Origin of the sequence: uncultured Psychrobacter sp. (assembly GCF_947495825.1) — a bacterium.
Classification (GTDB): Bacteria; Pseudomonadota; Gammaproteobacteria; order Pseudomonadales; family Moraxellaceae; genus Psychrobacter.
This window is the reverse complement of sequence record NZ_CANMAH010000004.1, coordinates 263,777-274,949: the sequence shown is the minus strand read 5'-3', so window position 1 is coordinate 274,949 and position 11,173 is coordinate 263,777. Positions and strand designations below refer to the sequence as shown.

Here is an 11,173-nt window from a genome sequence, read left to right as displayed (position 1 = left end):
CTGTACTTTTTTACTTAGTTTACAACGGGTTATCTTCATAAAAGTAGTCTAGCATAGTGCTTATCTACTACAGCCCCAAGGGTTTTTATCAATGCAATAATGTCGTCTTTAACTATCAAGACAATGACCGACCTGCTATTGATATTCAAAAATTAACCATTCGCCCTGGTGAGCGTATTGCCATTCTTGGGCCTATAGGGTCAGGTAAGTCTACTTTACTCAAAGTGTTGTCAGGTTTATACGCACCGACAAAAGGGCAGGTATTATTAGATGGTTTAGATATACATCAGATAAGCCGCGAGACATTGAGTGAACGTCTGGGTTATTTACAACAAGACCACCGTTTATTCCAAGGAACGTTGAGAGATAACCTACTCATAGGAATGGCAGCACCTGATGATGATGTTATGCAAGAAGTATTAAGAAAAACGGGTTTAATAAATTTAGTAGCTAGCCATTCAAGTGGCCTTGATTTACCAATTAGTGAAGGCGGGCGCGGACTATCAGGCGGACAAAAACAACTTGTCGCTTTTACGCGCTTATTGTTGACCAAGCCAGATGTGTTTTTACTCGATGAACCGACCGCGTCTATGGATAACAGGCAAGAGCAACGTTGTCTACAAGTGCTTAAACAAGAGCTTAAGAGCGGACAAACCTTTATAGTATCCACTCATAAGACCGCGCTACTCGAGTTAGCTGATCGGATTATTATTATGGAAAATCAACGCATCATTATAGATGGTCCAAAACAGGCTGTCCTCGATGAGCTTATGAATAATAAACAAGCAAAAAATCAAACACCCTCAACGATGAGCCAACCAATTAAACCTAAGCCTATCATCACCAAAGCTTCAGCAGACGTTCAAGGTAAATAGATATGGCAGACTATAAGTATACACCCACTACCGTTGAAGTAAATCGTTCAAGACTGAGTATTTGGATCGCCTTAATCGGTATTATAGTTTTATTAGTATGGGCATCATTTGCCAAAATTGATCAGGTAACTCGTGCTAAAGCCACGGTGATTGCTAGTGCCCGAACACAAGAGATTCAAGCATCAGAAGGCGGGGTGTTAACAGAGCTTGCGGTTACGGAGGGGCAGGAAGTGCAAGCAGGTCAACTGCTTGTCGTTTTAGAAGAAGAGCGCGCAAAAGCAGCAGTAGACAACTCCGCCTCTAAAACAGCAGCGCTCAAGGCTAAATTGGCTCGATTAAATGCAGAAATCTTCGATAAACCCTTGGTATTTCCCAAAGAAGTAGAAAGCTATCCTGAATACATACAGAACCAAAGCGCATTGTATAGCCGTCGTCGTCAAGCTATTAATGAAGAGGTCTCTTCTCTGAAAAAAACACTGGTACTGGCCCAAAAAGAGCTTAGTATGAATGAGCCATTATTAGAGTATGGCGATGTCAGCCAAGCAGATGTTATTAAACTGCGCCGGCAAGTCGCTGATATTGAAGCCCAAATCAATAATAAGCGCAATAAGTATTTTGAAGAAGCGCAGGCAGAGATGACCAAAGCACAAGAGGAGCTTGATACCGAGCTTGAGCAATTACGAGATCGCATGCAAGTATTAGAAGAAAAGCGTTTGATGGCGCCTACAGAAGGTAAGATTAAAAACATCAACGTAACCACTATTGGCGGTGTCGTAAAGCCGGGCGAGGTAATCATGCAAATCCTGCCAACCAGTAGTGATCTAGTCATAGATGCAAAGGTTAGTCCTGCTGATATTGCCTATGTCAAAGAAGGTCAAGATGCGTCCGTTAAGCTTGATGCGTATGATTATTCAATTTTTGGCGCGATGACGGGTACTGTAAATTATATCAGCCCAGATACCTTGATAGAGAAAACTCCTAAAGGAGAGGAGCCTTATTATCGAGTATTAATCGTTATTACGGGTGTTGAGTTTGCAGGACGAAGTGATGAGATTGTAATCAAACCAGGTATGACGGCTGCTGTCGATATCAAAGCCGCGGAGCGTACAGTATTGTCTTATCTAACGAAACCGATTACCAAAACCTTGTCAGAGGGAATGGGAGAGCGTTAAAACAAACCCCAAAGCTGATGGTTTAAAACTTGCGCTAGCCTATCTAAAAAAATAGATCCTATCCGTGCTATAGTCGAATGCTCAACACATCCTAATAAGAGAGCAAAATGGATTGGGTAAGCATTTTTATATATGACACGACGTGGTCTTTTGCGGCAGAAATAGTCATACGTACCACCTTCATGTTTTGCCTAGTTATTTTATTACTACGAAGTACCGGCAAGCGCGGCATCCGCCAACTTTCTATTTTCGAATTAACGATTATTTTATCACTGGGTTCTATCGCTGGTGACCCTATGTTTACCGAGGATTTACCGCTTATCCAAGCGGTGCTCATCATGGGTCTTGTTTTACTTCTTTATAGACTTTGTACGTGGTTCACTACAAAACACAAGCTCTTTGAGCTTCTCTTAGAAGGTGATCCTACTTACATCGTAGAAAATGGTTTGTTAATTATGAAAGATGTTGAAAAAGGTAGAATGTCGCACGACGAGTTCTTTACTGAAATGCGTCAACAAGGAGTGCGTCACTTAGGACAAGTAGAAGTAGGCTTACTCGAAACAGATGGTGAATTTAGTGTATTGTTATTTCCACACGATGAAACGCAGTATGGACTGCCTATTTTCCCTAAAGAGTTTCAGGCAGCAAAAGTATTAGAAGATGGACATCCTTATGCCTGTATGCACTGCGGCTATGTGCAATGTATCTCAGCGCTAAATGAAGTATGTAATCGTTGCCTTCATTCAAGAGGATGGGCCAAAGCTCTTAATAATAAAATCGTGAACTAGTCATTAATGATTGTTTACAATATCAATAATGCTCTTACAAATAAGGCTATTTATGCTGCGTAGTTTTTGCTCAGGTGGCCCCTCACATAAGCTGCGAAAATCATATACTTCACCCTTATAGCCAATACAATAAAAAAAGGTACCAACAGGCTTTTCTTCGGTCTCAGAGCCTCCTTTTTTTAGCAGACCTGTACAAGCGACATGTAAGTCTGCATCAAACATCGTTTTAGATTTATTGACGAGCTCTTGCGTGACTTCTGATGATTCAGGAGTACAATCATCAATCAATTGGCTGGACACATTTAATACATTCTTTTTTATTGAGACGTCATAGCATACCAGTCCACCCATTAATACATCACCTGAATACGGGCACACAGAGAACCGATGCGATAAATAGCCAGCGGTCGCACTTTCAATAAAGACAATAGTCAGTTGCTTATCCGCTAACACTTTTGCACAGCTATCAGACAAGATAACCTCCATTAGACAATCAGAACCAATCCCAAATATTACAGTACTATTCCATTTAAAAATCAATCTATGTCGTGATTGGATTGCGTAATAATATGTCTTCCATTTTATTATCGCATAGCACTGGTAATGGCATTGATATGTAACGCACGAAGTAAAAAAAACTGCATCATATATCGATGCAGTCCTTTTTTCATTTTAATGATAGACGATAATACAGAGTGATACGCCTACCGAAAAGTTGTTTTTAGTATTGATTTTCACGGCGCCATTCATCTACGTCACGTTCAGCATCCGCTCTTGAATGACCGTAACGCTCTTGGACACGACGAACTAATCTATCACGGTCGCCTTCAATATGATTGAGGTCATCATCTGTTAAGTCAGCCCACTTTTGTTTGACTGTATTTTTAAGTTGGTTCCATTCGCCTTTTAGGGTCCGATTGTCCATATTATGCTCATCCATTTTTTGTTGATTTTTGTATTGATCATCCATACTTTCTTCATGGGTGGTTTGATTGTCCATTGTAGTATTCCTTTTTTGTTTATTGTCATGTAATTTTTATGTATCAGCCTTTTTATTTGACTGATATAAATAATATAGAATAACTACTGCCATGTTGTCTGTACGGAGAGTGTTTATAATTATATTAAGTTATTAATATTATTACTTTAATCTTTCGTCCATTTAAAATTATTGTCAGACTATCAGACTATCAGACTTATAAATACAACAGATATTTGCGTAATTTTGCGAAATGAAGTGGGGATTTTTTAATAACCCAACGCTTGATACGGGCTATGATTTCAGCTTAGACTAATTAAATGATAGTTAAAAACCTATGGTTAGCTTGTAGGACGCAATATCTACTGCAATAAACAATGTCACTTAATCCTAAAACAGCTTTTAGGTCATATCTATGTTTGAATTCGATATTAGTTTGAGGATCTTAACGTACCATGCCTTTCAGTTAGGCATCGCTTTTATACTGTCGCTACCAATCGCACTGAATCGTGAGCTTGAAGACAATGGTGCTGGGCTAAGAACCTTTCCCTTAGTGACGATTGCATCATGTGCTTTTATGCTAGTAGGCATGGATATCTATCAAGGATCTGATGCAGAAGCTAGAATTATGTATGGCATTATTACTGGGATGGGCTTTATTGGTGGTGGGGCTATCTTTAAGAATGAAGATGGTGCAAAAGGCACGGCAACCGCTGCAGGACTATGGAATACAGCGGCTATCGGTATCTCTGTTGCCTATAGCCGTTATGAGATTGCTATTATACTGTCTGTAGTCGGATTTTTAATCCTGCAATTCTCAAAACCCTTTAAGCCGGGACATGAGCGATAAAACTATCAATGACGAAGAGACTTGTTAAATAAAAAGATTCCCAGTTTAACGACTGGGAATTTTTTTGCCTATAAAACATGGCTGTAGCGAAAGTAGAAGCAATCATAACAGCGATACAGATTGATATTGTCATAAAAATATTATAAGATTCATTTTAAATGAATTTTTAAGAGTAGGCGACCTATACTTTGAGTATTTGTTCTAACAAGGCTGAATTAAGAGTCAAAATTTTAGTTACTGTTGCCGATGTCAGTACCTCGACTTATCAATGTAATGAAACACTAAGGAAAATATTATGGCTTCACCAAAAACGATAGAGATTGTAAAAGCAACCGTACCTGTACTCGAAGAGCATGGCACTGCGATTACTACCGTGTTCTATCAAAACATGTTCAAAGAGCATCCTGAGCTGTTAGACATCTTTAATGAGACCAACCAAAAGCTAGGTCGGCAGCAGACTGCCCTTGCGACCACGGTTTTAGCCGCTGCCAAACACCTTGAAAATTTGGCAATCTTGCTGCCGCAAGTGACCCAAATCAGTCACAAGCATCGCGCTTTACAAATCCTACCAGAGCATTATCCGATCGTGGGCAAGCATCTACTTGGTGCGATAAAAGAAGTACTCGGCGAGGCGGCTAATGACGATATCATTGACGCTTGGACTGAAGCTTATGATGAGATTGCTGGCGTCTTTATTCAGCTCGAAAAAAATATGTATGAACAAGAGATGTGGGAGGGTTTTGCGCCCTTTAAGGTCGTAGAAAAGACGGCTACAGCCACCGATATCGCGGCCTTTACTGTCGTTCCAGTCAATAACAATGCAAAAAACAGCCAAGACATTGACCTAAGTAAGCTCAATCTAACTGCCGGTCAATATATCACGGTAAAAACGGATCCAAAAGACAGTGACCATCTCGCCCTACGTCATTATTCTTTATATTCTGCCGATACTGATAAGGGTATCCAGTTTGCTGTCAGACGCGATAATCGCAATGAGCATTATGGTTTGGTCTCCAACTATTTACATGATGAAGTAGAGGTTGGCGATACTATTTTATTATCTGCCCCTGCTGGCGACTTTGCGCTCAACCAAGATTTGGTGCAGCAAAACGATATTCCATTAGTTTTGATGAGTGCTGGCGTCGGCGTCACGCCCATTTTATCGATGTTAGAGACGCAAGTAATAGCAAACCCAGAAAGACCTATCATCTGGGTATATGCGTGCCAAAATGAAGAGCATCATGCTTTTGACGCTAAGGTCGATAAAATTTTAGAGACAGCGGCAAATGTGAATAAAAATATTTTCTATTTTGACGCGGGGCAAATACTCGATGAACGTTATCTTGCGACGCTGCCAGAGCCTGCTGATATCTATGTATGCGGGTCAATGCCGTTTATGGAAAGTATGATTGATGGTCTGATGAAGCTTAATCATGGGGTAGATAATGTCCATTATGAGCCATTCGGTCCCAAGATGAGCTTAGAGCTGTCTTAATTTAATAAATAAAATATATTTAAGTCATTACTGAATAAAAATAATAGAGCGACATTTAAACGTTTTATTGAGTGGCATTAAAGCCATTCACGTTTAAGTGTGGCTCTATTTTTTGTGTTTAGCTTTGACAAAAACAAAGTAGCGTACTTCTCCTTAGTAATTTTACATTTATGTAGTTACCTTATAAACAAATAACAAAAACAGAAACTTACCCTTCACATTACTAGAGTATTTGTATAAAATACCGTCTGTATGGTTTCTTTAAGATGTATTGATATAGTTTATTATTGGCCCTTTTACGTTCAATCGAGAGAATATGCTTGATTTAAAACAGGTAATTTAATTATGAGTCCTACCACTATTGCTTACGGTTATCTCGCGATTGCTATCATTTGTGAAGTGGTTGGCACGACGTTTTTGGTTAAGTCAGAGCAATTTACGCGTTTGGTGCCGACCCTGATTATGGGCGTGCTTTATGCCATCTCGTTTTATTTATTGACCCAGACCATCAAGACCATTCCGCTTGGCATCGCCTATGCGCTGTGGGGCGGTCTAGGTATTGTACTGACCTCACTGGTCGGGGTGTTCTTTTTTAAACAAAGTCTCGATACAGCGGCGGTGGTTGGCATAGCGATGATCGTCGGCGGTGTGGTGGTGATGAACGTATTGTCAAACTCGGTGGTGCACTGACAGGTAGGTAAAAATGAACATGGACACAAAAATGGAAACAAAAAACGCGCATAAACGTAAAAAACAGCCAGAGCTGGTGCGGCGGGCGCTGCTCGATCAAGCAGCGCGTATCACGCTAGAGCAGGGCTTGTCTAAAGTGACCTTTCAAGCGGTGGCAGATGCCGTCGGTGTGACCAAAGGCGGAGTGATGCATCATTTTGCTACCAAAGACGCGCTTATCTTAGAGGTGTTTTATGATGCGATGGCCAAGTTTGAGGCAGAAGTCAATGCCGCCATGGCAAAAGATCCGGTCAGCTACGGCTCGTTTACCCGCGCTTATATCGATGCCACGATTAGCTTGGGCGAAAAAGGGCAGGCCGAGTTTAATAGCCAAGCGACCTTGTATGTGTTGATGCTAGGAGACCGGATGCTGCGCGAACGCTGGGCTGAGTGGTCAAATGAGCAGCTAAAAAAACATGCCGCTACCGATAATACTGAAACGCTATGTATGGTGCGTTTGGTCGCCGATGGTATTTGGCTCTCTGATTTTTCGGGTATCGATATCTCGGACAAAGCCTCAATACGTGAGCGCTTGATAAATATGACGCAGCAAGACTTTGATAACTGACTTTGATAAACAGCCTTGATAAATAATTCTGATAAATAACACGCACACAGGAAATTTACCCTTTAACCCATGACGGCAAGATTTACTGAACGCTTTTTTATAAAGCTTTAATCGCCTTAAGGAAAACTTATGACAACTACTCAGACAAACGTAAATAATTTACAAGACATTATCGATTTAACACAAACGCAGACCGCTTATATCAACGGTCGCTATCTGGCGGTCGATGAAACGCTGACTACCTTTGACGATATCAACCCAGCGACAGGTGAAGTGCTGGCGACCATTCAGCAAACCACTGCCGAGCAAATCGATGAAGCGGTAAAAGCGGCGCAACAAGGGCAAAAAGTGTGGGCGGCAATGACCGCAGTTGAGCGCGGCCGTATTTTATCAAAGGCAGTTGCGATATTGCGCGAGCGTAATGACGTGCTAGCACTGCTTGAAACCAAGGACACCGGCAAAGCATACTCTGAGACTAAGTACGTCGATATCGTCACTGGTGCCGATGTCGTTGAATACTATGCAGGGCTTGCGCCAATGATTGAGGGTCGTCAGATTCCACTACGTGATAGCAGCTTTGTCTATACGCGCCGTGAGCCACTCGGCGTCGTCGCTGGTATCGGTGCGTGGAACTATCCGATTCAGATCGCGATGTGGAAGGCTGCGCCAGCGTTGGCCGCGGGTAACGCGATGATTTTTAAACCCTCAGAAGTCACGCCATTAACGGCGCTGAAACTGGCGGAAATCTTTACTGAGGCGGGCATGCCAGATGGCGTGTTTAACGTCGTACAAGGCGATTATAAAGTAGGCGAAGCATTAACTCAGCATCCTGATATTGCCAAAGTCTCGTTTACAGGCGGCGTGCCAACGGGCAAAAAAGTCATGGCAAGTGCGGCATCATCATCTCTCAAAGACGTAACCTTAGAGCTGGGCGGTAAGTCGCCATTGATTATCTTTGACGATACCGATATCGATATGGCAGCGGACATCGCCATGATGGCGAACTTCTATAGTACCGGTCAGGTCTGTACCAATGGCACACGGGTGTTTATACCAAAAGCGCTACAAGCCAAGTTTGAAGAAGCGATTTTGACGCGGGTCAAACGTATCAAACTCGGTGATCCGATGGATGAAGATATCAATATGGGGCCGCTAGTGAGCTTCCCTCATATGGAGCGAGTGCTTGGCTATATCGAGCAAGGTAAAGCCAGCGGCGCGCGTTTATTGGCGGGTGGTGAGCGAGTGACGACAGACGAGCTGGCTAAAGGCGCGTATGTCGCGCCGACAGTGTTTACCGATTGCACCGATGACATGACCATCGTACGTGAGGAAATCTTCGGCCCTGTGATGTCGATATTGACTTATGAGACTGAGGAAGAAGTCATTCGCCGTGCTAATGATACCGAATACGGCTTGGCGGCTGGGGTGGTAACCAAAGATCTAACCCGCGCGCATCGCGTCATCGGTCAAATAGAGGCGGGTATTTGCTGGCTAAATACTTGGGGCGAGTCGCCTGCGCAAATGCCAGTCGGTGGTTATAAGCATTCAGGTATCGGCCGCGAAAATGGCATCGAAGCCCTTGAGCATTATACGCAGACTAAATCTATCCAAGTCGAGCTGGGTAAGTTTGAATCGGTATTTTAATGGTTTATTAACTGCCTGTTTTTTAACTATCTGTTTTAACCACCTGTTTTAATGTACAAAGAAAGCTGTCGTCAGTAAGCGCGTCCTGTAGGCGGATATACCCGCATGATGTGAGCTTACTGATGACATGACGTATTTTTACTATTATGGAGCGTTTTATGACATCAACCACACCTGAGTATGACTACATCATTGTCGGTGCAGGCTCAGCTGGAAACGTGCTGGCCACGCGTTTGACCGAAGATGCCAACATTAAGGTGTTGCTGTTAGAGGCGGGTCGTCCAGATCATCGACTAGACTTTCGCACGCAGATGCCAGCGGCGCTCGCGATGCCGTTACAAGGCACTACTTATAACTGGGGCTATAAAACTGATCCCGAGCCATATATGAATAACCGCGTCATGGACTGTGGCCGCGGTAAAGGGCTGGGCGGTTCATCACTCATCAATGGCATGTGCTATATCCGTGGTAATGCGCTCGATTTTGACGATTGGGCGAAAATCAAGGGCTTAGAAGACTGGACGTATCTCGACTGCTTACCGTACTTTAAGAAGTCAGAGAACTGCGACGCAGGCGAAAACGACTATCATGGCGTCGGTGGTCCAGTAGAAATGACCACCTCAAAACCTGGGGTCAATCCGTTGTTTGAAGCGATGATTGAAGCAGGCGTGCAAGCTGGCTATCCGCGTACCGATGATCTAAACGGTTATCAGCAAGAAGGCTTTGGGCCAATGGATCGTTTTGTCACGCCTAATGGTCGCCGCGCATCAACGGCTCGTGGGTATCTGGACCGTGCCAAACCGCGTAGCAATATTACGATTTTGACTGGTGCCTTGACCGATGTGATTTTATTCGATGGTAAGCGCGCGGTCGGTGTCAAAGTAGAACACCAAGGTCAGACTAAGCATTTTTATGCCGCTCGTGAAGTAATCGTCTCCTCAGGTGCCATTGCCTCACCGCAATTATTGCAGCGCTCTGGCATTGGCCCTGGCCAGTGGCTCAAAGATTTGGGGATAAATGAGGTTTTAGAGTTGCCAGGCGTTGGTAATAATCTACAAGACCATTTAGAGCTGTATATGCAGTACGAATGTAAATTGCCGGTATCGATTGCCCCTGCCAATAAATGGTGGAATAAGCCTGCGATTGGTGCTGAATGGTTGTTTATGGGTACCGGACTTGGTGCGTCTAATCAGTTCGAGGGTGGCGGCTTTATCCGTACCGATGAGAAATTTACCCATCCCAATATCCAGTATCACTTCTTGCCATTAGCGGTGCGTTACGATGGTCGCAGTGCCGTAAATTCTCATAGCTTTCAAGCACACGTCGGCTCATTACGCTCTCCAAGCCGTGGCCGCGTTAAGCTGACCTCAAAAGACCCAAGCGCGCATCCAAGTATCTTATTTAACTATATGTCGCATGAGCAAGACTGGCAGGAGTTCCGCGCGGCGATGCGTATCACTCGTGAAATTATGCATCAGCCAGCGCTTGACCCGTATCGCGGCCACGCTATCGCGCCGACCGATGATCTGGTGACTGATGCGCAGCTCGATGAGTATGTCCGTAACCATAGCGAGACCGCTTATCATCCGTCGTGCACCTGTGCGATGGGCGAAGGTAATGATTCGGTAGTCAATGGTGAGGGGCTAGTGCATGGTATCGATGGCTTGCGAGTCGTTGATGCGTCTATCATGCCAAATATAATTAGTGGTAATCTTAACGCCACCACTATTATGCTGGCCGAAAAAATCGTCGATAAGATGCGCGGTAAACAATTACCACGCTCGACAGCGGACTATTATGTCGCCAATGGCGCACCGCTCAGAGCCGAGCCGATGCGCGCTTATGGCGCTGCTGTTTAACCGCCTGTATAAGCGATTTAACATTATTGGATAATTTCAACAAGAAGGCCTTTCAAAGTAAAGGTCTTTTTTATCAGCGTCAATCTATTTGTGCTGGCAATAAACGAGAAAAACTTGTTCCTAGCTATAGGTTCTCGGTTTTTATTTGACTATAGCGTAATCGCTATTCTTGTTTATATTGCTGGTTTTTGAGGTCTTGTTAAGGAGTCTGCGG

General features: G+C 43.5%; 10 protein-coding genes and 1 pseudogene. 9 read left to right on the top strand and 2 right to left on the bottom strand.

The window, feature by feature from the left end:
* Positions 1–77 precede the first annotated feature (77 nt).
* The 3 genes and pseudogenes from Q0895_RS06740 to Q0895_RS06730 form a co-directional block, all read left to right on the top strand.
* Positions 78–875, top strand: a pseudogene (locus tag Q0895_RS06740) (ATP-binding cassette domain-containing protein); the annotation flags it as partial.
* 2 nt (positions 876–877) lie between these two features.
* Entirely contained in the window at positions 878–2,047 is a 1,170-nt protein-coding gene (locus Q0895_RS06735) for an HlyD family efflux transporter periplasmic adaptor subunit (protein ID WP_299186813.1), read from the top strand.
* Positions 2,048–2,154: 107 nt separating this feature from the next.
* A complete protein-coding gene (locus Q0895_RS06730; protein ID WP_299186810.1) occupies positions 2,155–2,835 on the top strand; it encodes a YetF domain-containing protein in 681 nt (226 codons plus the stop codon).
* Positions 2,836–2,838: 3 nt separating this feature from the next.
* Here the strand turns inward: Q0895_RS06730 and Q0895_RS06725 are convergent, their stop codons facing one another.
* Both Q0895_RS06725 and Q0895_RS06720 read right to left on the bottom strand, forming a co-directional pair.
* Positions 2,839–3,321, bottom strand: a complete 483-nt coding sequence (locus tag Q0895_RS06725) for a CinA family protein (protein ID WP_299186807.1) — start codon at positions 3,319–3,321, stop codon at positions 2,839–2,841.
* 235 nt (positions 3,322–3,556) lie between these two features.
* Positions 3,557–3,835, bottom strand: a complete 279-nt coding sequence (locus Q0895_RS06720) for a CsbD family protein (protein WP_366139918.1) — start codon at positions 3,833–3,835, stop codon at positions 3,557–3,559.
* 394 nt (positions 3,836–4,229) lie between these two features.
* Between Q0895_RS06720 and Q0895_RS06715 the strand changes: the two genes are divergently transcribed.
* From Q0895_RS06715 to betA, 6 genes are all read left to right on the top strand, one after another.
* Complete coding sequence (locus tag Q0895_RS06715) at positions 4,230–4,664, top strand: MgtC/SapB family protein (protein WP_299186805.1); 435 nt, start codon at positions 4,230–4,232, stop codon at positions 4,662–4,664.
* A gap of 295 nt (positions 4,665–4,959) precedes the next feature.
* Positions 4,960–6,159 carry a globin domain-containing protein gene (locus Q0895_RS06710; protein ID WP_299186802.1) on the top strand — a complete coding sequence of 400 codons (1,200 nt, stop codon included), beginning with the start codon at positions 4,960–4,962 and terminating at the stop codon, positions 6,157–6,159.
* Positions 6,160–6,504: 345 nt separating this feature from the next.
* Positions 6,505–6,849 (top strand): multidrug efflux SMR transporter, encoded by a 345-nt coding sequence (locus Q0895_RS06705; protein WP_299186800.1) that lies wholly within the window; start codon positions 6,505–6,507, stop codon positions 6,847–6,849.
* 31 nt (positions 6,850–6,880) lie between these two features.
* Positions 6,881–7,456, top strand: coding sequence for a TetR/AcrR family transcriptional regulator (locus Q0895_RS06700; RefSeq protein ID WP_299186797.1), 576 nt, complete (start codon positions 6,881–6,883; stop codon positions 7,454–7,456).
* A 129-nt stretch (positions 7,457–7,585) separates the two neighbouring features.
* The gene (gene betB, locus Q0895_RS06695; RefSeq protein WP_299186795.1) at positions 7,586–9,100 is read left to right on the top strand and encodes a betaine-aldehyde dehydrogenase; all 1,515 of its coding nucleotides are present in this window, start codon (positions 7,586–7,588) and stop codon (positions 9,098–9,100) included.
* Between the two features lie 158 nt (positions 9,101–9,258).
* Positions 9,259–10,959 carry a choline dehydrogenase gene (gene betA / locus Q0895_RS06690; RefSeq protein WP_299186792.1) on the top strand — a complete coding sequence of 567 codons (1,701 nt, stop codon included), beginning with the start codon at positions 9,259–9,261 and terminating at the stop codon, positions 10,957–10,959.
* The last annotated feature ends 214 nt before the right edge of the window (positions 10,960–11,173 follow it).

Coding starts and splice junctions, on each gene's coding strand:
- Q0895_RS06735 (WP_299186813.1), top strand. CDS start 878: ATGGCAGACTATAAGTATACACCCACTACCGTTGAAGTAAATCGTTCA.
- Q0895_RS06730 (WP_299186810.1), top strand. CDS start 2,155: ATGGATTGGGTAAGCATTTTTATATATGACACGACGTGGTCTTTTGCG.
- Q0895_RS06725 (WP_299186807.1), bottom strand. CDS start 3,321: ATGGAGGTTATCTTGTCTGATAGCTGTGCAAAAGTGTTAGCGGATAAG.
- Q0895_RS06720 (WP_366139918.1), bottom strand. CDS start 3,835: ATGGACAATCAAACCACCCATGAAGAAAGTATGGATGATCAATACAAA.
- Q0895_RS06715 (WP_299186805.1), top strand. CDS start 4,230: ATGTTTGAATTCGATATTAGTTTGAGGATCTTAACGTACCATGCCTTT.
- Q0895_RS06710 (WP_299186802.1), top strand. CDS start 4,960: ATGGCTTCACCAAAAACGATAGAGATTGTAAAAGCAACCGTACCTGTA.
- Q0895_RS06705 (WP_299186800.1), top strand. CDS start 6,505: ATGAGTCCTACCACTATTGCTTACGGTTATCTCGCGATTGCTATCATT.
- Q0895_RS06700 (WP_299186797.1), top strand. CDS start 6,881: ATGGAAACAAAAAACGCGCATAAACGTAAAAAACAGCCAGAGCTGGTG.
- betB (WP_299186795.1), top strand. CDS start 7,586: ATGACAACTACTCAGACAAACGTAAATAATTTACAAGACATTATCGAT.
- betA (WP_299186792.1), top strand. CDS start 9,259: ATGACATCAACCACACCTGAGTATGACTACATCATTGTCGGTGCAGGC.